Here is a 20,965-nt window from a genome sequence, read left to right on the forward strand (position 1 = left end):
TCCACGTATCGGTCGCCGACACCGGTTCGCTACAGGACCGCGGCAGAAAGGGTCGATCGCGCAGACTGACCATCAACTACCGGACGTCCAAGGAGATTCTCGGCTGATGCTTGGAGGTCATCGACAAGCAGGTCGATGACCTCGACCTCGCCACTGAGACCTTGGCAGGCGCGCGGTCGGTCTTCAGCGGCCGGGAACTCGACACGCGCGGCTTCGCCTCCGAAGCCGCTGAACTCCAGGGAATTACGGAGTGGATCGGCGGCAGGCATGAGAAGGGTATGCGCTCGCCGATATCGCCGTGTGCGTGTTCGAACACCGACAGGTCAGAGACATCCTTCAGGCGCTGACCACGGAAGGCATTCCGAACGTCGAGATCAATGAACGAACCGACGAGGAAAGCCTCGGCGATATGGTCAGAGTGATGACAATGCACCGAGCCAAGGGGCTGGAGTTTCGGGCAGTCGCCCTACCTCAGCTGAGCGCGAAAACGTTCCCGGCCTACTATGTGCACAATCTGAAGGGATTCGAACGACAGCACGCAGAGCATCGGCTCCGGTGTGTTCTCTATGTCGCAGGCTCCCGAGCACGTGAACGCCTGGCGTTGAGTTGGTCTGGAACCCCATCTCCGCTCCTACCTCCGCGCCGCGTCGCCGATTCAGTGCTTCCAACCGAATTCGATCAGTAGGCCCACGGAGCCGGTTCACGAGTCGATATCGAACAAAACTCCAGAATAGTCGTCGTCTACCTCATCCCCGACCCTCAGTAGCTCCTGCCGTACCCCACCTTTCGAGTTCTCCCAATCGTCCGCGACGACAGCGTTCAAAGCTGCCTCGTTGGGCGCTTGATCAAAAATCGCCCAGCTCAGGACATGCACAGCCAACCGTGGCGGGATAGCGTTCCCGACCTGTTGGGCAACATCCTTGCCAGCCCAGGGATAGTCGTGCGGAAATGTCTGTAGGCGTCCGGAGTCGCGAGTGTCAAGATTTCGGAGGTATCGTCCATCGAGTGTGACGATCTTATTCCGTGAAACTTTTCCCGTCACCGTATAGGCAGGCTCGTCGAAACGACGCTCACCGCGCGCTTTCGGATCACCACCGGAGCCGTAATTGGAAACGACAACAAATTCCTTGTCGGGCTCCAACACCGGCCCCATAGTCAACCAGTTGGGCAGATGAGTATCCCCGGCAGGTTTCACCGCACCGCGGCGAAAAACCCTATGAGTTACTTTCGGAAGTTGTGGTTGGCGATGCAAGTGGGCCACCAGGATCGCGCGACGACGAGTCTGCGGCACACCGAATTGCTCGGTTCGAAGGATACCGGTATCAACCTTGTATCCCCTCGCCTCGAGCACTGAGGCCATTCGTTCCCACACCGGAAGTACCGCCGGAACTTGTTCCAGCACAATGACTTCGTACGCACAGTCATGGATATCGAAAGCGTCGAGTGCCCACCGCAACGGTTCCAGGACCAGGCCGGTGCGCTCGTCTCGCAGCTTCTTCAGTTCGACCTTGACGGTCTTATCGCCTACCCCCATGCGATCGACGAAGTGCAGCACCTCATCGAGCGCCTCGCGGCCGACACCGGATCCAGCAACCGAGAATGTCTGACACGGCGGGCCCCCAGCGAGCACTTTCGCCTTCGAAAACAACTCCGGCCCTAAGTCGCGGACATCCTTGTGCGAGGTAAGTAGTCCGGCAGCTTCCCTTGTCGCACAAGCGTTGTCGTCCCATTCGACGCCGTGGACCGAGATCCCCAGCCAGTGCGCGGCGACGTCCATACCACCGGGACCCGCGAACAGGTCGATCATCTGGGCAGGTGCAGCCTCCCCCGCATCTGACGCCATACTGCAAGATCATAGCCGGCGGGCGCGGATCACGCGCCGCACCTCACCGATTCGGTGTCCATACTCTGAGTTCGAAGGAGAGCCATCTTCGGGAGCCGTACACCTGCCTCGCCTTGGTCTGAACATATTGAAGCTCTGGGGACGGTCCTACTCACCTTTGGCATCAATGATCGGGGTGTCGGTCGACGAATCGATCGTGGTAAACCGGACAACGCGCTCGTCGCCACGCAGTGCACCCGCCGGAGCGACGAAGGTGAAGGCCATCACGACGCGAGCTGCATCGAACGGCCCAACGGCACCTGTCTCTGCCGGTTGACTCGGTTCGATGATTGGGTAGAGCACAACGACCCCACGCCGATCCGCAACCAACCGCTCGGTATTCGTTTCACCGGAATCACCCAACGCCCCGGCAATTCGGTACGCGACTCCACGATGTTTGGGGTCGCTGATCACACCGAACAACGGCTTGCGACGTCGCTCACGTCCGAACCACGAGAACATGCGGCCTGCGGCGCCCAGCTCGATCCGATTGCCGCCCCGAAGATGTTGGGGTGCCAGGACGACCCAATCGTCGACGAGCGGATTGCCCTCGTTCGTGATCTGGCGGAGGTACTGGAGGTGTGGGGCGAACTGACTTGGAGCTCGCCATTTCAAAGCATCGACCAAACTGAGGAACTCGGTTGCATCCAGCCTGCCGGTGAACGCCGGGTAGGCATGCGTCTTCTTCGGGTCTTCGAAGTTGTAAGCAAGACTGGCGGTTTCGGCGGAGAGCGCTTCTAGTACCGGCATCCACAGGCGCATGTTGTGGCGCAAGTCCGGCGCCGCCGTCGGGTATGCCGTCGGTTCCACCCACTGACCTGGGCTTTGAATCTCGACCAATCGGGAGTTGTACATCTTGTTCGGACTCGTCGGCTTAAGACCCGGCAGGTGTTGGGCAACCAACGGTGGCACCTGAGCGGGCGTCACCTGTGGCTCTCCGTCGACCAGCACAGCGTACTGCGCCAGCTCACCGCGGAAGCTCTCCTCGTCTAGGCAGACGGCCTCGAATGCCTTATACAGGTCCACTCCCTGTTTGCGTGGGCCGACTTCCTCTCGCCCGATGTACAACCGCACCAAATCGCGGTATCCCCTACGGAACCCGAACCAGCGACCCATCTGCATCAGTGCCGACACATTGGTGGCCCGTCGGCGGAAGTACGAGACCGTCAGACCTTCGATCGTGAATCCGCGAGACAGTTTCTGGCCGCCGATGAGGATCTTCCATATCGACCGCTTGTCGAAATCCGCTTCGCCGGTTTCCAGGTCCTTATCACCGTTGACCACGATGATCGGCTTATCGTCGCCGCCGATGCGCACCACAGCCGGACTGATGTATGGCATCAGCTCGTCGTACGAATTTGGAACGGCCTGACCTACGGCGTGCACCCCTGAAACGAGTGCAAGGTCATTGTTGAAGAGCGCACGAAGCCGCTGATGTCCGGCTGGGCCGGAATACCCTGAGTCCAACCACAGCTTGGTGACTCGGCCGAGTAGCTCGCGGTGAGCATCGATCCAGCTGGATTCGTGGATCAGCATGGTGTGGTGCTGGAAGTAGCGATCGCCGAGGCCCTGATCCTCACGGTAGAGCTTCATCGCTGCCGTGATCACGAACATATCCATCGCCTGTTGTAGGCAAGTCGCATCATCGTCGTCCTCGACGACTACGTCGCGAATGAAGGCTTTCTCGTTCGAATTCAGGATGGATCGGTCCGGCTCGGCGACATCGGAGTCGAGATCATGGAAATCGCTGGCACCCATGTATCCATAAGGACGCGGGAGCGAGACAATGAAGTCCTTGGGGAAGATGTCGGCGGAGTCGCTCGGATCGATGAAGACGTTGGCGTATGGAGTCGCGGTGTAGCCGACGTACTGCGCGCGGGGCAACATCTTCAAGAGGTCGGAAATCTTCTGGTTTATGGCGGTGCGATCAGCATCCGGCTTCGGTCGAGATGTGTTGACCGAAGCCTCATCCGATTCGTCGTCGATGATCAACACAGGGATCTCGGACAGCGGAGTTTTGATCTTGTTGAGGTCTTTGACGAGCTTTGCGAGTACTGCCTTGTTCTTCTTGACTACCATCAACCGGGCAGAGGAACGGTACAGATTGCGTGCGTCGTATAACGGCAGGGCCGGTTCTCGCTTCTCGAACTCGAGTGCGACGATGCCTTGGAGCAGACTCTTGTAGTCGTCGTTCCTGGTCGTCATGCGCACGATATCGAAGCCACCCAATGCCGAAGGCAGACCACCGAACTCCACGAACTTCCGTCGGATCCACTCGGGGTCGTCGGCGTAGTCGGATTCGAATTCGCTTGCGCCGCGCAGGATGTTCTCGCGTCCGACGAGTTCCATGTCGAGCCTGCGTTGAGTTTGGCCACGAAGCAGATTGAGGGTGCCACCGAGGACGATGACGAGTCGGTAGCCAGCGTCGACTGCTTTGGCGATTACACCGGTGAAGTTAGCGGTTTTACCGGACTGGACGTAGCCGACGACAAGGCCTTTCGATTGGTAGGCATCGACACGAGTTGGGTCGGCGAGACGTTCGACGACGCTGTCGGTAGCGATGTCGAGCGCTGCGATGGACTCGGCGGACCAGCCCTTCTTGGTCAGCAGCCCCCTGTAGAACGGCCAATACCAGGGGCGTCCCTGTTGCGATACGGGGGTGTACCACGGGGCGAACTTGTCGCTGATCACCACGGGCGGAACGGCTTTTGAGACCGGCACCAGTGCCTCGAGCAATTTGCAGGTTGCTCGTTCCAGATCGAGGAGGCGGTAGATGTCGGCACGGCGTGCGTCGGTGCGGGCGCCTGATGACGACCACACGGGGGCTTCGGCGAAATCCCACTGCGTCATCTGCCGTCGCCACATGTCCACCAGGCGATCACCAGGCACGGACATTAGTAGCGCCTCCCGGAAATCGTTCTCATCAGCGTGGACTTCAACATCGGACGACATGTCCTCGACCTGATAGGCCATTGCCTTGGCCAGCCTTTTCGGCCTGCTGCCGCCCATATCCGCAAGCACCGCGCTGTGCAGTGCGATGCGCAGCGCTTCCCCTTCGCTCATTCGGATTCTCCTGACTCGTCGTCGAGCTGGTTGAGTTCGGCTCGGGCAGCCGAGACGAGGACGGATTGCCAGAGTTGGAGATTGTCCCTGACTCGGGGACCGCTGAACTCCGTTTCGAAGATGTCGTGCACGAGAAAGTAGATGAGCGACTTCAGCAGTGGGGCGTCATTGAGGGTTCCCCCGCGGCCACCGAGGATGGCCGCGCGGTAGCGTCGATTGAGTGCGATGGTTCGGGTGTCGCGGTCTATGTCGAAGAAGACATCACCTGCTAGTTTGCGCCACTGTGCGGCGATTGGCTGTTCACCAGGCAGGATAGGCAGCTCTTCTTCGATGGATTCCTTGACCGCCGGGGCGAATCCGGTGCCCGGTGGGATCACCGGCTTACGTTGGGTGCCTGATCGTTTCCGCGCCTCTCGGTACGTCAGCTGGGCGTCTGCGATGAATTCGGCGAAAGCGCGACCGCTCGCGTCTTTTGCGCGTTCTACCGCAGACGCGAATTCCGGCGTGGCCTCGACACCTTCCTTCTTCACGCTCAGTCGCAAGACGTCACCCGCGTCGGCGGGCAGGTCGACGTCGACCCTGGCCAGCGACAGACTTTGCTCGGGCTGACGGAAGTTGTTCCAGCCGCCCGCCTGAACGATGCGACCGTTGCGATAGAAGTAGAAGCCCTGGCGCTCCAACACCGACCCGACGGACTTGTATTCGTCCAGTGAGGATTTCGGCGGCCAGATGTGGGCGGTCAGTTCAACACTGCCGATTGATGGGACCTCGGCCACGAAGGTGCGGGGGTAGTCCCGATGACCGGTGACCGGGTAGCCGAACGGATTGAGCGGTACGACACCGAAGTTCATGTATACATCGCGGGAGCGGATGTCCTCGACAGCGATAGTGATGTTGAAGTCGTCACGCAGTAGGAAGCGGTGCAACTGCAAGCCGAGGTGCAGGCCGAGCTTGTTGATGGTGCGATGCAGGTAGCGATCGGTTTGTCCGCTACCGCCGTGCTGAGGGAAGTTCTTGACGCCGTCCCAGCGAATCACTGTGCCCTGCCAGGTGATCGGACAGTCTTGGTAGCGGTCGATCAGCGTCTGGGCGTACCTCGGTTCAACGATGTCGCATTGAAAGCCGGTGACGGCTCGTTCCATTACCCAACGTCGGCCTGCGGGCCTTGTTTTGCGGGTTCGGCTGGTTACGGTTACTGCGGCCGCGTGGCTGAGCGAGGCCGATTTCAGGCCCGTGCCGAACATACCGAGGGCACTAGGCGAGTAGTGATGTCGACCGCCGACCGTCATCGCGACGTCGAGCTCCTCGTCGGTCATGCCGCGTCCGTCATCGATTACCAACAAGCTGACGAGGGCGTCGCCATCGCGTAGGAAATGGATGACCACATCCTTGGCGCCCGCGTCGATGGAGTTGTCCACGAGGTCGGCGATGGCGGCTTCGAATCCGTATCCCTGGCTGCTCAGGGCCTCCATATATCTGGCGTCAGGTGGCAGGAACTTGCTGCCCGTCGTCGGGACGTCGAACTGCCACTCTTCCGCCATATCCACCCCACTGCGTCAACAAATCCAGCCGAGACCTCTAGCCAGAGATCCGATGATTGCGGACGGTTGTTACACATCTCCCGTGAGTCGGACGCAGGATACGCTCGAACCTGGCCGCTGCGGCTACCGCCAGACCACAGCGCAACTGTTGGTCTGTCCCGATTACACCGGTCTTCAGCCTTCGGCTACAAGGGGGTTGAGGCGGACTACGGCGGTGCCTTGGGATAGAGCCGCGCGGAGGGAGGGGAGGTTTACGGTGCCGTCGGGGTTGAGGTGGATTTTGGCGAAGCGGCCGTGGGTTGGGTTTTGGGTGAGGATTTCGCGGTAGAGGGTGGCGGCTCGGGGTTCGTCGGTGATTACTTCGTGGGCGGCTTGGATGTTGGTGCCGCGCAGGAGGATTCGGACGGGGACGTCCGGAATCAAGTTGTTGCGCCAGTTGGCGGCGGTGCCGATCAGGAGATGGCCTTCGTGTTCGGCGTAGCCGACGGGGTTGGCGTATTCGCGGCCGGTTTTGCGGCCGGAGACGGTGATGATGAGGAGCCTTTTGCTGAGTAGGGGGTGTAGTGGCGAGCGGAGGATGAAGCGGACGATGGCGTCGCCGGTGCGTTGGATGCGGGACTGGGTGGTGGGGGCTTTTGTGCTGGTCATAGGGATGGCTCCGCTGATCGTATAATTACTGAGTAGATACTCAGAAAATACGCCCGGGTGGGGCATACTGCAAGGGCTGGTCGGTGCGAAGAGGAGGTTGCGGTGGCGAAAGCTGCGGATGGTGCGCGGGCGACGCGCGGGCAGCGGGGGCGGCCCTCGACGGGGGTGCGGGAGTCGGTTGTGGTTGCGGCGCAGGAGATTTTGGTGGAGGCGGGGGTGGCTCGGTTGTCCACGAAGGAGGTTGCGAAGCGGGCGGGGGTGGCCGAGTCGAGCATTTTTTATCACTTCGGCGATCGAATGGGGTTGTTGCAGGCGGTGATTCAGCGGCATTTGCGGCCGGTGAAGGACGTGCTCGGGGAGGTCGATGAGGAGCCGGGGTTGCGGGCGGGGCTGCTGGCGCTTGTCGAGGCGTTGGAGGAGTTCTTTTTGGATGCCATTCCGGTGATGGCTGCGGTGCAGTCGGATGTGGAGTTGCGCGCGAAGTTTGCCGAGCGCAGCCGGGAGTTGGATATCGGGCCGCAGCGTGCGGTTGACGCGGTTGTCTCGCACCTGTCGATACAGCACGCCGACCAGCGGGTTCCCGGCACGGTGGATCTGCGAGCCGCTGCCCTGCTGCTGGTCGGCGCGGCGCACCAACGAGCACTACAGCGTCATCTGAGCCCGCCCGACGTGATCGCGGCGCTGCCGACGACAGAGTCCATTGTCGATGCGGTTATGCCGATCCTCGGCTGACACCGCCGGGAAAGGTCGGGCCAGCGGTTACGGCATACCCTCCGTCATCACGGTCATGTCCGCTCTCGGAGCGGTCAAGCTGGCAATAGCCGAGCGATCACCTCAGCCAGCTGCCTGACGTTGCGACATTCGTGCATGGCTATTCCGCGCGGCACACACCTCATCGAGCGGTCAAGCCGGCAATAGCCGACCGATTACCTCGGCCAACTGCTTGACGTTGCGACATTCGTGCATGGTTATCCGCTGGGCATACACCTGGGCGGCGGAGTCGCCGGTGGACCAGGAGCGAGCCGGTTCGGGGTTGAGCCAGTAGGTGTGTTTGGCCCGGTCCGACATTGCTTGGAGGGCGGGGAGATTCGGGTCGGTGCGGTTGGTGCGGGCGTCGCCGAGGATCAACAGGGAGGTGCGGGGGCCCAGGGCATCGAGATAGTTGTCGATGAAGCCTTGGAAGGCCTCACCGTAGTTGCTGCTGCCGAAGCGGGCGACGTTGGAGTTGCGGATTATTCGGGCGGCGGCGCCGGGGGCGGGAGGTTCGCCCGGGGTGAAGAAACCGGTGATTTCATCGCAGGTGTCGATGAAGCCGAAGCTGCGGACCCTGCTGAATTGGTCTTGCAATGCCTGGACGAGTTGCAGGGTGAATTCGGCGAAACCCGTTACGGAGCCGGATAAGTCGGCGAGCACGACGAGGTCGGGGTGGCCGTGTTTGCGAGCGCGTAGGACCGGGTCGATCGGCACGCCGCCGGTGGCCATGGAGCGACGCATGGTTCGGCGCATATCGATCTGGCCGCGGACCGCTTTGCGGCGGCGGGCGGCGAGGCGGGTGGCTAGTTTGCGGGCCAAAGGGTTTACCAGGCGGCGCATTTCGGCGAGGTCCTGGGTGCGGGCGCCGAGGAAGTCGACTTGGTCGGTACTGGATTCGACGCCACGGCGGGCGATGTATTCGGTGCCACGGAGTTCGGCGGAGCGCAGGCGCGCCTCGGACTGGACGGCGGTGCGGAATTCGCGGAGGCGGCGGTCGGCTTCGATGGTGCGGACGGTGGTATCGAGATCGGTGCCAATGCGCTCGACGATGCGATCGATAAGTTCTTCTGGCCGTAGGGATTTCATCGTCAGATAGGACGACCAGCCCGCACCCGATGCGGTGGTGACCGGGCGCGAGGACTCTCCGGTGCCGACTCCCCCGTAGCCGCCCAGCGCGGTGAGGGCCTGCCGGGCGAGTTCGGTGACAGCGGTGCGGTCGTCTCGAGCGAGTGCGTCCACCAGGCTGTCGCGCAGATCGTCGATGGATTCGGAAGCCGACAGGGCTGCCGGTTGCTCGGCGGTAAGGAAGTAGAGATCGAAGAGCTGGTCGAAGACGGCGCGCTGACCGTTACGACGCAGCAGGCAGGCGGCCATACCGGAGCGCAGGCGGTTGCGGTCGGATAGGCCGAGCGCGAGCATTGCCTCGGCGGCGTCGATGGTTTCGCTCGGGCCGGCGGAGATGCCGTGGTCGCGCAACAATCCGACGAACTCGACCAAGCGATCGGTCATCGTGTCGGCGGGATGCTCAGGGCTGGGCCGCGCGGGTGACGTCACCACTCGTTCCCCTCCCCCGGCAGCCGCACCCATTGTCGGGATCCGGAGCCGTTGCCTCGAAAGGTGCCGGTCCCGAGATACGCTGCGGCAGTTGATATATCGTCACACCGCACGCAGATTGATTCCCCACTGCGCGTGCCGTCGACCCCATCGGCGCACCGACCCGCCTCGCCCACCGGCCCCACCCGTCGGCGAGATCCACACTCGTCGCAGACGCCCGCAAAGAATCGCGATAAACGGTGCGGCAGTTGATGGGCGACACGTTCATGCGCGGTGCATCGCATGCACCTCCATTCGGGCGCGACTCGGATCGCGGCAGCGGCGGTCATGACGGCCTGCGTTCGTGCGGATCGGCAGCGGGAAGCTCGAGGCGATCTATGGCTATGCGATGGTCAGCTTGGTATTTGAGTAGTACGCCGAGGGTGGACCGGACAAGGGAACCGGTGAGGTTGCGGGCACCCAGAGCTACGAGAGTTCTTGCCCAGTCGACGGTTTCGGCGATCGAGGGCGGTTTGCGGAGGGAGAGTTCGCGGAGGGCGGCGACGGTTCTCACTACCGGCTCGCCCAGGGTTTCGTCGAGCTCGGGGACCTTCATGCGGACGATCGCGCGTTCCAATTCCGCTGTCGGATAGTCGATGTGGAGGTAGAGGCAGCGGCGTTTCAGCGCTTCGGAGAGGTCACGGTTGGCGTTCGAGGTGACGATGACGAAGGGCTTGCGGACGGCGGTCACGGTGCCGAGTTCGGGGATGCTGACCTGATAGTCGCCGAGGACCTCGAGTAGCAGTCCTTCGAGTTCGATGTCGGCCTTGTCGAGCTCGTCGATGAGCAGCACGGTCGGACGCGGATTCCGGATCGCGGCCAGTAGCGGGCGTTGCAGCAGGAATTCTTCGGTGAAGACGTGGTCGCGGGTGCTGTCCCAGCTCTCGTTGTCGGTGGCGGTGATGCGCAGCAATTGCTTGGCGTGATTCCACTCATAGAGCGCGCGGGCCTCGTCGATGCCCTCGTAGCACTGCAGGCGCACGAGGTCGGAAGCGGTGGCGGTGGCGATCGCCTTGGCCAGCTCGGTCTTGCCGACACCCGCCGGACCCTCGATCAGCAGGGGCTTGCCCAGGTGACCGGCGAGGAACACCGCGGTGGCGATGTCGGTGGAGGGCAGGTATCCGGCGTCGGTGAGCCGCCGCGTCACCTCGTCGACCGAGCCAAAGAACTTACTCATCGGTAACAGTCTAGAACCTGCGGATTTCCGCTCCATCCCTGAGGCCGACACCCACCGCATGGGGGACTCGTCATACCAAAGGATGAATCTCCCTGAAATCGTGTTCGCACCATTGCCATTCGACCGGTCGCGGCCGAGTGTGGACCTGCAAATCGTTGCGTCACCGGACATCCCCTGCATCCGGCGAGTAACGACGGCGTCTTCGCGGACGCGCAGATAGAAAGGATCCACGGTGTTCTCGAGAACGACTCCCCGCCGATCGACCCGGGTGGCCATGGCCGTCGCCCTCGCCGCAGTCCCGTTGACCGCGCTGGCCATTCCCGCCTCGGCCGAGCCGGCCACCAGCGAACCCGGCGTGACCGAGGTGCGGCACCCGCACAACAACGATTGGGACTGCGACCGCCCCGGCTTCTTCGACGACTGGAACCACAGCCCCGGCCGTTGGGACGACTGTGATCTCCCGGGCCGCTGGAACGACCCGTGGCGATTCCCCCGCCACCTGTTCCCCCGCGGAACATTCGGCAGTAGCTGATCGAGAGAAACGGCCCGGCGTCACAGGCGCCGGGCCGTTGTCATAGATCGGATACCAACCGCGATCAGTCGCATCCCGCAGGCCAACCGGGAACTCGTGCCGCGAGCTGCGCATCCAGCTTGCACAGCCAAGCGCTCAGCGAGCTGAGCGACGCGCCGCAGCAGATCAAGCCACGATAGCCGGCACATACCCAGTGTCTATCGCACAGAAGCTCTATCTTGTGTGCAGTGCCCATTGGATATGTGACAACGATGAAACTGTTGGGGCGCGGCGGACGAACCGAGAAACGTTTGGCGGCAACCGGCTTCGGAGCGACTCGCCTAGGGGATAGCCCCTACTCCAGTCCCATCCGGGCTCATACTTTCGACTGAAATTTCCCTGAATCCGATTGTGGCAGGAGATTTTTCGGCGCGTGCACGCAAGAGTGGAAGAATGACAATGACGCCTCGTCGGATGCTGGGCCAAGCGGCCGTGGCGGCCGCTCTTATCGCTGTTCCCCTGACCGCCTCGGCAATTCCGGCATGGGCCGCACCGGAAACCGGTTCGGCCGGATCGGGACAGACGGTTGACTGCGAAAGTGCCGAGCACCGGGACGAGTGCGAGCAGGCGTGGCGGAACGAGCAGGCCCGGCGAGACAGGGAGGCCCGCGACTGGGCGAACAACCTGAACAATCCGGCCAACCCCATGAGCCCCTTGAACCCGAACAACCCGACCAACCCGAATAGCCCGACCAACCCGCGGTACCAGTGGGAGCACAGCCTCAACAACCCGGCCAACCCCATGAGTCCGCTCAACCCCAACAATCCGGCCAACCCGAACAGCCCACTGAACCCCAATAACCAGCACAGACCGAACAACAGCTAGCCCGCGCCACGGTGGTCCGGCCTCAGACAGTCCGGACCACCGCACTGTCACCAGGGCGATCCGGCCTCATCCAGGCCGGATCACCGCGATGCACCAGGCCCGCCACAACCTGTTACGGCATCGGCACCCGGAAATGGTTGGGTTCGGCATCGGCCGGCACGTCGGTCGCCTGCGTGAACCGCTCCACCTCGGCACGCAATTCGATGAGGTGCCGCGCATGCGCATCGAGCGCCTCATCCTCGGCGGAAACCGGAACCCACTGGCGCACCGGCCGCGCCTTACCGTTCTCATCGACCGCGACAACAACCGCGAGACCGTGCGCGGCGAGCGCCGGTTCATCGGAGTGCGTATCCGTCGACGTCACGTGCACGCTGACATGCATACTCCGCGGCCCGGTGTAAATCAGCCGCGCACTCACCTCGACGATGTGCCCGATGACAATCGGCCGGTAGAACCGGATCCCGCCGAAGTACGACGTAATCACATGCTGCCCAACCCAATCGGCACCGCAGACATACGCTGCCTCGTCAATCCACTGCATGGTGCGACCGCCGTGCACCTTGCCACCCCAGTTGATATCCGAAGGCGCGGCCAGGAATCGCAGAATCGACGTCGGCGCTGTACCCGCCGCTGTGTACTGCTGCGCCGCCATCGCCTCCTCGATCCGCTTGCGAACCGAAACCCGCGCCCGCGCTTGCCGATGCCGCTCCAATTCCAGAATCGACGTCGGATTCCATTGCGGCACTTCGACGGTCCGCCGGTTGTCGTCGACCGCGACGAAGATCGTCAGGCACTGCGCTGTCTGCACCGGCCTGCGTCGTGTGGGATCGGTCGAATAGACGCTGACGAGAATATGCATGCTGGTACGCCCGGTGTGCACGAGATTCGCATGCAGTTCGACCAATTCACCGACCGCGATCGGGCGGTCCAGGTGAATATTGCCGACGTAGGCGGTAACGCAGTAGCAACCGCTCCACTGAGCCGCCGCCGCATAGGCGACCTTGTCGATCCATTCGAGTAGCTTGCCGCCGTCGACCGAACCGGCGATGCCCGCATCCGCCGGTTTGACGAGAAAGCGGTGGATGGCCTCGGCACGTCGACCGGCCGATGCCGGGCTCGGTACGGAAGTGGGGACAAGTGTGGTGGATGAGATGCTCACGACTCGCGATCTGTTCGGCAGACAATGGTTCCGACTCCGATGTCCCCGAAGACGATAGGCAACCGCGCCGCTACGGGCGAGTAGCCGGCTCCGCAGATGCGGCGGTCAGTGGAGGTGTCCGGCGCAAGCGAGCGGAGATACGGCGACGTCTGGTCCGAGGTTTGGTGTTGACGAGGTTGATATCACCGCCGTAGTGGGCAAGAACACGACGGTCCATGACCGCGCGCCAGATCGGCGGGACGGCGGCCAACAGGATCATGCTTGCATAGCCGGCAGGTAGCTGCGGTGCCTGCTCCGAGCTGCGCAGGGTCTGGTAGCGGCGGCCCGGATTCGCGTGGTGGTCGCTGTGGCGTTGTAGATGGAACAGGAATATGTTCGTGACCAGACGGTCACTGTTCCAGCTGTCACGCGGGGAGCAGCGCGCGTAGTTGCCATTGCGACCGCGCGGGCGAAGCAGTCCGTAGTGCTCGACGTAGTTCACCGTCTCGAGCAGCCCGGCGCCGATCAGCGCCTGCAGCGCCAGAAACGGGATCACCGCGGGCCCGAAGAGGGCGATCAGCGTGCCGAACAGCGCGATGCTCATCGACCAAGCCTGCAGCAGATGATTGTCCAAGCAGAACCAGCGCTTTCCCTTGCGGGAAAGGCGTTCACGCTCCAGAACCAGAGCCGACCGGAAGCCGCCGAGCATAGTGCGCGGCAGGAACTCCCACAGTGATTCGCCGAATCGGGCACTGGCCGGATCTTCCGGCGTCGCGACGCGAACATGATGGCCGCGGTTGTGCTCGACGAAGAAGTGCCCATATCCCGATTGCGCCAGTGCGATTTTCGCCAGCCAGCGTTCGAGGTGCTCGACTCGATGGCCGAGTTCGTGGGCGGCGTTGATTCCGATGCCCGACACGAACCCGAGCGTCACGGCCAAACCCAGCTTGTCGGAAATGCTCAGCGCCGGTCTGGCCCAGAGATATCCCGCGATGAGCAGGCCGATGAACTGTAGCGGCAGGAAAAGGTAAGTGCACCACCGGTAGTAGCGATCGTTGGTCAAGGACTCGTAGTCCTCGTCGCGCGGATTGCTCCCGTCATTCCCTATCGCCATGTCCAGCAGCGGGATCACCACGAGCACAATGATCGGGCCGATCCACCAGAATATTTCCAGGCCTGTATGGACCACCAGTTGTGAAGGAAGTACGGCGCAAGTCGGAGCGATCAACCCCAGTATCCACAGATACCGCTTGGGGTCGCGTCTTTCCGTATTCTCGAAGATCGACATAGGTGCCTCGGGCCTCCAACAGAACAACACTGACAGGGGGTGGGGCCGCCGAAATCCGTTGCGGTAGAAACTGTCGCTCCAGAATAGCTGTGCCCGCGCCGCCTGCCAGCAATCTGTCGAAATCCACCTTCTGACCTAACGAATTTCCTCAGCCGAGGGGGTGCATCGTCGCCGCGGCCGGGAAATCGAACACGGTACTCGATCAGCATGCCGGCGGCGGGTTTCGGCCTGGAACCGGCCCGCCGCCGGGCATTACGCACCGAAAATCACCGTGCTACGGCAGCGCCGCGCAGTTGGATGGAGCGGGCATACCCGCGAGCCGATCGGTCAACCATTGCTGTGAGGACACCAGTGACGGGAAGAAGGCAATCACGTGAGTGCCGACGAGTCCGGATGCCGGGGGAATTTCGGCGTTCGATTCCAGCTGAACGGGCACTCCGCCACCACACCAACCGGCGGCCACGTCGCGCACCGGCACAAATGGCGCTCCCTGGTCGTTCATGGCCGAGGCCGCAAGTACCGGAATGGCCGGGGCGCGTGTGCCGATTCGCTGCTCGGCGAATGCCGACTGCAACGCCGGGGACCTATCGATAACGGCGGTGAGCGGTTCTCCGCTGGTGGTCCACTCCGACGTATTCCCGTGCTCCTGGGCAAGTCCGACCGGGACCGCGCATTTGCCCAGGGATTCCTGCAGGATCGCCTTGCCGAGGTCGTTGAGTTCGGCGTCCAACACCGGGCGAGTTTCCGGGTAGTCGGCGGCAATGCCGTTGAGTATCCAGGCGATCGACGGTGCGAAATCGGCGCGGCCGTCGTTGTATCCGATGAAGTATTCATCGTCCACCACCGGCCCACCGACGTAGGCGCCGCGCACATTCAGATCGGGGGCGTAGCTCGATTGCAGTTCGGCCGCGCCGGCAGAGGCCATACCGCCCTGCGAATACCCGTAGAGAATGACCGGCGTGCCGGGGTTGAGGCCGGAGCCCGGCAATTGCAGCGCGGCGCGCGCAGAGTCCAGTACCGCGTAGGCCTGCGCTTTCCGGTTCAGATAGTCGTGCACATCGGGCGTGCCGAGGCCGTGATAGTCGGTCACCACTACCGCGATGCCACGGTTGAGCAGCGATCGGATTGCCACCAGATCGTATTCGAAGATTATGTCCAATGGAGGCTGGGCCTGGACGATCTGCGTCATCAGCTTCGAGGGCGCGCATTGATCGCCCTGTCCCTTGGTACCGCCCGCGTACGCGACCAGCGGCCGCTCACCCGGGCCGGTCCACGGCATGCTCGGCTGCAGATACGTGCCCACCACCGCCGTACGCGCATCGTGGGTATCACTGCTGACGTACATGAGCCGCGTTGCCGCTGCGGGAACCATTCCCGGCTGCCCGGGCGCCGACATTGCCACCGCCGCCGGTTCGGCGCGAACGATGGTGCCCCGCCCGTCCGGAAGCGATGGCGGCGGAAGGTAGAAATCGGCCTCGGCGACCGGTTGCTCTCCGGCCGGTTGCGTCCATGCATGTGGAGCAGTGACCGTCCCGCCTCCGAACACAATGAGGGTTCCCGTCAAAGCTGCGGCCAATCCAAATATTCGGCTGCGCACGATTTGTGATCCTTCCTGCGATTTTGGGAGTACCCATGGCATCTAGAATCGGATAGAGAGGTTATCTCCAGGAAGATCCGTTTTCCGTGAATCCCGACCAGAAACGCCGATCCGCGATAGCCTCGAATCCCGCAAACACCGAGGTCCACTTCGGCGTCCGCCCGAAACGACAGTGGCCCACCCCGACGAATCGGGATGGGCCACTGTGCTGCTCGCGCGTATTACGCGGTTTCGGTGATCGGCCGGTCGACCCAGCTCATCAGGCCGCGCAGCTTGGCGCCGGTGACCTCGATCGGGTGCTCGGCGTTGGCCTTGCGCAGCGCCTCGAGCTCCTTGTTGCCGCCCTCGACATTGGCGACGAGGCGCTTGACGAAGGTGCCGTCCTGGATGTCGCGCAGGATGTCCTGCATGCGCTTCTTGGTGTCGGCGTCGATGACCCGCGGACCCGACAGGTAGCCACCGAATTCGGCGGTGTCGGAGACCGAGTAGTTCATGCGGGCGATGCCGCCCTCGTACATGAGGTCGACGATGAGCTTGAGCTCGTGCAGCACCTCGAAGTACGCCATCTCCGGCGCGTAGCCCGCCTCGACCATGACCTCGAAACCGGTCTTGACCAGCTCTTCGGTGCCGCCGCAGAGCACGGCCTGCTCACCGAACAGGTCGGTCTCGGTCTCTTCCTTGAAGGTGGTCTTGATGACGCCGGCGCGGGTGCCGCCGATGCCCTTGGCGTAGGACAGCGCCAGCGCCTGGCCCTCACCCTTCGGGTCCTGCTCGACCGCGATCAGGGCCGGAACGCCCTTGCCGTCGACGAACTGGCGACGCACCAGGTGGCCCGGGCCCTTCGGCGCGACCATGCCGATGGTCACGTTGGCCGGAGGCTTGATCAGGCCGAAGTGGATGTTGAGGCCGTGGCCGAAGAACAGCGCGTCGCCGTCCTTCAGGTTGGGCTCGATGTCGTTGGTGAAGATCGACGCCTGGGCGGTGTCGGGGGCCAGCACCATGATCACGTCGGCCCACGCGGAAACCTCCGCCGGGGTGCCGACGGTCAGGCCCGCCTCTTCGGCCTTCGGCCGCGACTTCGAACCCTCAGCGAGGCCGACGCGGACCTCGACGCCGGAGTCGCGCAGGCTCAGCGAGTGCGCGTGGCCCTGGCTGCCGTAGCCGATGACAGCGACCTTGCGGCCCTGGATGATCGACAGGTCGGCGTCGTCGTCGTAGAACATCTCGACTGCCACTGTAGGTTCCCTTCTTGTTCTTCTTGTCGAAAGTTGTTTAGTTTCAAGCGGTTCAGCTGGCCAGCCCGTTCTTGGGCCGGCCCGAGAACACAGCGCGGCGAGCGTTAGCGAGTCGCGGTGATCGACTTGGGTCCGCGGCCCACGGCGACCACACCGGACTGCACGATCTCCCGGATGCCATAGGGCTCGAGCATCCGCAGCAGCGCGTCGAGCTTGGACCGGGTTCCGGTCGCCTCGACGGTGAGCGCGTCCGGCGAGACGTCGATCACCTTCGCCCGGAAGAGCGTAACCGCCTCGATGACCTGGGTACGCACGCTGGCGTCCGCACGCACCTTCACCAGGATCAGTTCGCGGGCGACCGAGGTGTCGGCGTCCTGCTCCACGATCTTGATGACGTTGACCAGCTTGTTGAGCTGCTTGGTGACCTGCTCGAGCGGCAGATCCTCGACCGTGACGACAATGGTCATGCGCGAGATCTCCGGGATCTCGGTGCCGCCGACCGCCAGCGATTCGATATTGAAGCCGCGGCGGGAGAACAGCGCCGCGACCCGGGCCAGCACGCCCGGCTTATCCTCCACCAGCACGCTGAGGGTGTGAGTCGTACTCACTGTTCGGTCCCCTTGCTCTTGTCGTGCGACATCGCCTCGTGGATGACGGCGGGCTCGGCGGCCTGCTCGTCCTCGTCGAAGAGTGGGCGGATGCCGCGCGCGGCCATGATCTCGTCGTTGCTGGTGCCTGCGGCGACCATCGGCCACACCTGGGCGTCCTTGCCGACGATGAAGTCGATCACCACGGGACGGTCGTTGATGGACTGCGCCTCGCGGATCGCGGCCTCCACGTCTTCCTCACGCTCGACCCGGATGCCGTGGCAGCCGAGGGCTTCGGCGAGTTTGACGAAATCGGGGATGCGCAGGGTGTGCGTGCCCAGATCGGTGTTGGAGTAGCGCTCCTCGTAGAACAGGGTCTGCCATTGGCGGACCATGCCGAGGTTGCCGTTGTTGATCAGCGCGACCTTGATCGGCACGCCCTCGACGGCGCAGGTGGCCAACTCCTGGTTGGTCATCTGGAAGCAGCCGTCACCGTCGACCGCCCACACCTCTTTGTCCGGCGCGCCCATCTTGGCGCCCATGGCCGCCGGGACGGCGTAGCCCATGGTGCCGAGACCACCGGAATTCAGCCAGGTGCGCGGCTTTTCGTACTTGATGAACTGCGCGGCCCACATCTGGTGCTGACCGACGCCCGCGCAGTAGATGGCGTCGGGTCCGGCCAGACGGCCCAGCGCCTCGATGACGAATTCCGGCGACAGCGAGCCGTCGCTCGGCGTCGTCCAGCCGAGCGGGTAGCTCTTGCGGATGCCGTCGAGGTACTGCCACCAGTCGGTGAGGTCCAGTTTCGGCGCACCGGCGGGGTCGGCCTTCAGCGTTTCGATCAGTTCGACGATCACCTCGCGGCAGTCGCCGACGATCGGGACATCGGCGTGCCGGTTCTTACCGATCTCGGCCGGGTCGATATCGGCGTGGATGATCTTCGCGTCGGGCGCGAAGGAGTCCAGCTGACCGGTGACGCGGTCGTCGAAACGCGCGCCGAGAGTGATCAACAGATCGGACTTCTGCAGGGCGGCGACGGCTCCCACGGTGCCGTGCATGCCCGGCATGCCCATGTTGAGCTGGTGGCTGTCCGGGAACGCACCGCGCGCCATCAGGGTGGTGACCACCGGGATGCCGGTCAGTTCGGCCAGCTCCAGCAGCTGGGGCGAGGCGTCGGCCTTGATCACACCGCCGCCGACGTAGAGCACCGGCTGCTTGGACTCCAGGATCATCCGCGCGGCCTCGCGCACCTGCTTGCCGTGTGGTTTGGTCACCGGGCGGTAGCCGGGCAGCCGCATCTCCGGCGGCCAGCTGAAGGTGGTCTGCGCCTGCAGCACATCCTTCGGGATATCGACGAGCACCGCGCCCGGACGACCGGACGAGGCCAGGTAGAAGGCCTCGGCGATCATGCGCGGGATGTCGATGCCATCGGTGATGAGGAAGTTGTGCTTGGTGATCGGCATGGTGATGCCGGAGATATCGGCTTCCTGGAATGCGTCGGTGCCGATCAGGCCGCGCCCGACCTGGCCGGTGATGGCGACGATCGGAACCGAGTCCATCTGCGCGTCGGCGATCGGGGTGACCAGGTTGGTCGCACCCGGACCGGAGGTGGCCATGCAGACGCCGACCTTGCCGGTGGCCTGCGCATAACCGGTGGCCGCATGCCCCGCGCCCTGCTCGTGCCGGACGAGGACGTGACGGACCTTGGTGGAATCGAAAAGCGGGTCGTAGACCGGGAGAATCGCGCCGCCGGGAATGCCGAATACCGTGTCGACGCCGAGCTCCTCGAGGGAGCGGACGACGGACTGCGCGCCGGTGACCCGCTCGGGCGGGACCTGGCGGCGGTTCGCCGCGTTGGCCGGACCGCCAGCGGGCGCGGCCTGCTGATTCGCCGAAGGCGCCGGCCTGCGGGCCGAGGGCCCGGGCCGTGCGGTTGGTGCACTCACCGTCTTCGTTCCTAACTGTTCGTACTAGACCCCGGACAACTGTGCTTGCACGTGGTGCCTTGCGAAGCGGCCACATGCCAGGACTTTTGTCCCGAACACAAAAAAGCCCCCGACAGCGCATGGCTGTTCGAGGGTGGCGCGTCGCAACGCGAGCTGACGTATTCGACTCAGGTAGTCAGGCTCAACGCTGGACGCGCCGGCCGATTACGAGCAACTCGTTTCGATTCACGCGCATGACGGTATGTGTGCGCGAGTCGATCAGTCAAACAGGTCTCATTATGTGAGACCGAGCGGGTGCTCGAGTCCGTTCACCATGATGCGAGGATGGTGGTGTGTCATCACCGCATCAGTCCGTGCCACCGGCTAAATCGTCCCATACGCCCGCGGCGGGATCGGAGACGGGTAGTTCGCCGGAACCGACCGAGCCGAAGCAGACGGCGCAGGTCATCCGCATTACGCAGATGGCCCACCTGGGTGTGGTCGTACTGCTGTTCTGTGTCTTCTTCGCGTTCGTCGGCTGGCCGATCGGACTGTGGTGGCTGCTACTGCTCCCGGTCGCGGCGGCGGTGTGGGTCGAACGCACGCGCACCACGGTGTCCGAGGACGGGCTGGATCTGCGCACGGTTTTCGGTTCCCGGCACCTCGACTGGGCACAGGTCGCGGGGGTCGGCATTCCGAAGCGCGGGTTCGTGCGCGCGCATCTCACCGATGACACCGAGGTGAAGCTGCCCGCGGTCAGCTATGACCGGTTGCGTGATCTGATCCGCGCCTCGAACGGTCGGATTCCGGATCTGTTCGCGGCGGAGGCGGCGGCGCGGGAGGCGGAGTACGAGGCGCGCAAGTCCGAGGACGAGGCGGAAGCGCGCGACGCCGATGCCGGTGCGGAAGCACCCGAGGCCGATGCGGGTGCGGAGACACCGAACGCCGACGCGAAAGCAGCCAACGCCGACGCATCTTCCGCTGAGACCGAAACGCGCGACTCCGAGACCGAGGCGCGCGACTCCGATTCGTAGCGGTTCACCAGCGACGGGGATAGGAACGCCGCCAGGTAGGCTCGCTGCCGGATGCGATCCGGTGATCGCGTCGGACGGACAACCCCCGCCCGCACGTACCGGACCGGC

At 63.5% G+C, this 20,965-nt stretch carries 17 protein-coding genes; 5 read left to right on the forward strand and 12 right to left on the reverse strand.

From position 1 onward, the window contains the following. The first annotated feature begins 304 nt into the window (after positions 1-304). Positions 305-685 carry a 3'-5' exonuclease gene (locus tag ACIBW7_RS15015; protein ID WP_397046796.1) on the forward strand — a complete coding sequence of 127 codons (381 nt, stop codon included), beginning with the start codon at positions 305-307 and terminating at the stop codon, positions 683-685. Positions 686-700: 15 nt separating this feature from the next. Here ACIBW7_RS15015 and ACIBW7_RS15020 read toward each other — a convergent pair whose 3' ends face one another. The 4 genes from ACIBW7_RS15020 to ACIBW7_RS15035 form a co-directional block, all read right to left on the reverse strand. Next, complete coding sequence (locus tag ACIBW7_RS15020) at positions 701-1,843, reverse strand: DNA cytosine methyltransferase (protein ID WP_397046797.1); 1,143 nt, start codon at positions 1,841-1,843, stop codon at positions 701-703. A 147-nt stretch (positions 1,844-1,990) separates the two neighbouring features. After that, positions 1,991-4,945, reverse strand: a complete 2,955-nt coding sequence (locus ACIBW7_RS15025; RefSeq protein ID WP_397046798.1) for a Z1 domain-containing protein — start codon at positions 4,943-4,945, stop codon at positions 1,991-1,993. Beyond that, positions 4,942-6,486: an ATP-binding protein gene (locus tag ACIBW7_RS15030; RefSeq protein WP_397046799.1), complete on the reverse strand. Its 1,545-nt coding sequence runs from the start codon at positions 6,484-6,486 to the stop codon at positions 4,942-4,944. Before ACIBW7_RS15030 ends, ACIBW7_RS15025 begins: the two co-directional genes overlap by 4 nt. 174 nt (positions 6,487-6,660) lie before the next feature. Continuing rightward, complete coding sequence (locus tag ACIBW7_RS15035; protein ID WP_397046800.1) at positions 6,661-7,134, reverse strand: nitroreductase/quinone reductase family protein; 474 nt, start codon at positions 7,132-7,134, stop codon at positions 6,661-6,663. Positions 7,135-7,236: 102 nt separating this feature from the next. On the opposite strand from ACIBW7_RS15035, the gene ACIBW7_RS15040 reads away from it, so the two are divergent. Further along, positions 7,237-7,866: a TetR/AcrR family transcriptional regulator gene (locus tag ACIBW7_RS15040; protein ID WP_397046801.1), complete on the forward strand. Its 630-nt coding sequence runs from the start codon at positions 7,237-7,239 to the stop codon at positions 7,864-7,866. A 171-nt stretch (positions 7,867-8,037) separates the two neighbouring features. On the opposite strand, the gene ACIBW7_RS15045 is transcribed toward ACIBW7_RS15040, so the two are convergent. Together ACIBW7_RS15045 and ACIBW7_RS15050 are read right to left on the reverse strand one after the other, a co-directional pair. Next, positions 8,038-9,396 carry a VWA domain-containing protein gene (locus ACIBW7_RS15045; protein WP_397046802.1) on the reverse strand — a complete coding sequence of 453 codons (1,359 nt, stop codon included), beginning with the start codon at positions 9,394-9,396 and terminating at the stop codon, positions 8,038-8,040. A 370-nt stretch (positions 9,397-9,766) separates the two neighbouring features. Beyond that, complete coding sequence (locus ACIBW7_RS15050; RefSeq protein WP_397046803.1) at positions 9,767-10,657, reverse strand: AAA family ATPase; 891 nt, start codon at positions 10,655-10,657, stop codon at positions 9,767-9,769. Between the two features lie 232 nt (positions 10,658-10,889). Between ACIBW7_RS15050 and ACIBW7_RS15055 the strand changes: the two genes are divergently transcribed. Both ACIBW7_RS15055 and ACIBW7_RS15060 read left to right on the forward strand, forming a co-directional pair. Next, positions 10,890-11,189, forward strand: coding sequence for a hypothetical protein (locus tag ACIBW7_RS15055; protein ID WP_397046804.1), 300 nt, complete (start codon positions 10,890-10,892; stop codon positions 11,187-11,189). Positions 11,190-11,621: 432 nt separating this feature from the next. After that, on the forward strand, positions 11,622-12,053 hold the full coding sequence (locus ACIBW7_RS15060) for a hypothetical protein (RefSeq protein ID WP_397046805.1): 432 nt from the start codon (positions 11,622-11,624) through the stop codon (positions 12,051-12,053). A gap of 112 nt (positions 12,054-12,165) precedes the next feature. Here ACIBW7_RS15060 and ACIBW7_RS15065 read toward each other — a convergent pair whose 3' ends face one another. The 6 genes from ACIBW7_RS15065 to ACIBW7_RS15090 form a co-directional block, all read right to left on the reverse strand. Then, positions 12,166-13,137 carry an acyl-CoA thioesterase gene (locus ACIBW7_RS15065; protein WP_397047080.1) on the reverse strand — a complete coding sequence of 324 codons (972 nt, stop codon included), beginning with the start codon at positions 13,135-13,137 and terminating at the stop codon, positions 12,166-12,168. Between the two features lie 145 nt (positions 13,138-13,282). Next, positions 13,283-14,380 (reverse strand): alkane 1-monooxygenase, encoded by a 1,098-nt coding sequence (locus ACIBW7_RS15070; protein ID WP_397046806.1) that lies wholly within the window; start codon positions 14,378-14,380, stop codon positions 13,283-13,285. A 373-nt stretch (positions 14,381-14,753) separates the two neighbouring features. Beyond that, positions 14,754-15,851 (reverse strand): lipase family protein, encoded by a 1,098-nt coding sequence (locus tag ACIBW7_RS15075; RefSeq protein WP_397046807.1) that lies wholly within the window; start codon positions 15,849-15,851, stop codon positions 14,754-14,756. Positions 15,852-16,297: 446 nt separating this feature from the next. Continuing rightward, on the reverse strand, positions 16,298-17,299 hold the full coding sequence (gene ilvC, locus ACIBW7_RS15080; protein ID WP_174566238.1) for a ketol-acid reductoisomerase: 1,002 nt from the start codon (positions 17,297-17,299) through the stop codon (positions 16,298-16,300). Positions 17,300-17,415: 116 nt separating this feature from the next. Continuing rightward, positions 17,416-17,919 (reverse strand): acetolactate synthase small subunit, encoded by a 504-nt coding sequence (gene ilvN / locus ACIBW7_RS15085; protein WP_040693551.1) that lies wholly within the window; start codon positions 17,917-17,919, stop codon positions 17,416-17,418. Further along, positions 17,916-19,844 (reverse strand): acetolactate synthase large subunit, encoded by a 1,929-nt coding sequence (locus tag ACIBW7_RS15090; protein ID WP_397046808.1) that lies wholly within the window; start codon positions 19,842-19,844, stop codon positions 17,916-17,918. Before ACIBW7_RS15090 ends, ilvN begins: the two co-directional genes overlap by 4 nt. A 332-nt stretch (positions 19,845-20,176) precedes the next feature. Here ACIBW7_RS15090 and ACIBW7_RS15095 point away from each other — a divergent pair, with 332 nt between their 5' ends. Continuing rightward, the gene (locus tag ACIBW7_RS15095; protein ID WP_397046809.1) at positions 20,177-20,857 is read left to right on the forward strand and encodes a PH domain-containing protein; all 681 of its coding nucleotides are present in this window, start codon (positions 20,177-20,179) and stop codon (positions 20,855-20,857) included. Positions 20,858-20,965: the final 108 nt, after the last annotated feature.

It is taken from the genome of Nocardia sp. NPDC049526 (assembly GCF_044465765.1).
In the GTDB taxonomy this organism is placed as follows: Bacteria; Actinomycetota; Actinomycetes; order Mycobacteriales; family Mycobacteriaceae; genus Nocardia.

Excerpts from the sequence above, each read along its gene's own strand:
- ACIBW7_RS15020 (WP_397046797.1), bottom strand. The coding sequence starts at position 1,843 with ATGGCGTCAGATGCGGGGGAGGCTGCACCTGCCCAGATGATCGACCTG.
- ACIBW7_RS15025 (WP_397046798.1), bottom strand. The coding sequence starts at position 4,945 with ATGAGCGAAGGGGAAGCGCTGCGCATCGCACTGCACAGCGCGGTGCTT.
- ACIBW7_RS15030 (WP_397046799.1), bottom strand. The coding sequence starts at position 6,486 with ATGGCGGAAGAGTGGCAGTTCGACGTCCCGACGACGGGCAGCAAGTTC.
- ACIBW7_RS15035 (WP_397046800.1), bottom strand. The coding sequence starts at position 7,134 with ATGACCAGCACAAAAGCCCCCACCACCCAGTCCCGCATCCAACGCACC.
- ACIBW7_RS15045 (WP_397046802.1), bottom strand. The coding sequence starts at position 9,396 with ATGACCGATCGCTTGGTCGAGTTCGTCGGATTGTTGCGCGACCACGGC.
- ACIBW7_RS15050 (WP_397046803.1), bottom strand. The coding sequence starts at position 10,657 with ATGAGTAAGTTCTTTGGCTCGGTCGACGAGGTGACGCGGCGGCTCACC.
- ACIBW7_RS15060 (WP_397046805.1), top strand. The coding sequence starts at position 11,622 with ATGACAATGACGCCTCGTCGGATGCTGGGCCAAGCGGCCGTGGCGGCC.
- ACIBW7_RS15075 (WP_397046807.1), bottom strand. The coding sequence starts at position 15,851 with ATGGTTCCCGCAGCGGCAACGCGGCTCATGTACGTCAGCAGTGATACC.
- ilvC (WP_174566238.1), bottom strand. The coding sequence starts at position 17,299 with ATGTTCTACGACGACGACGCCGACCTGTCGATCATCCAGGGCCGCAAG.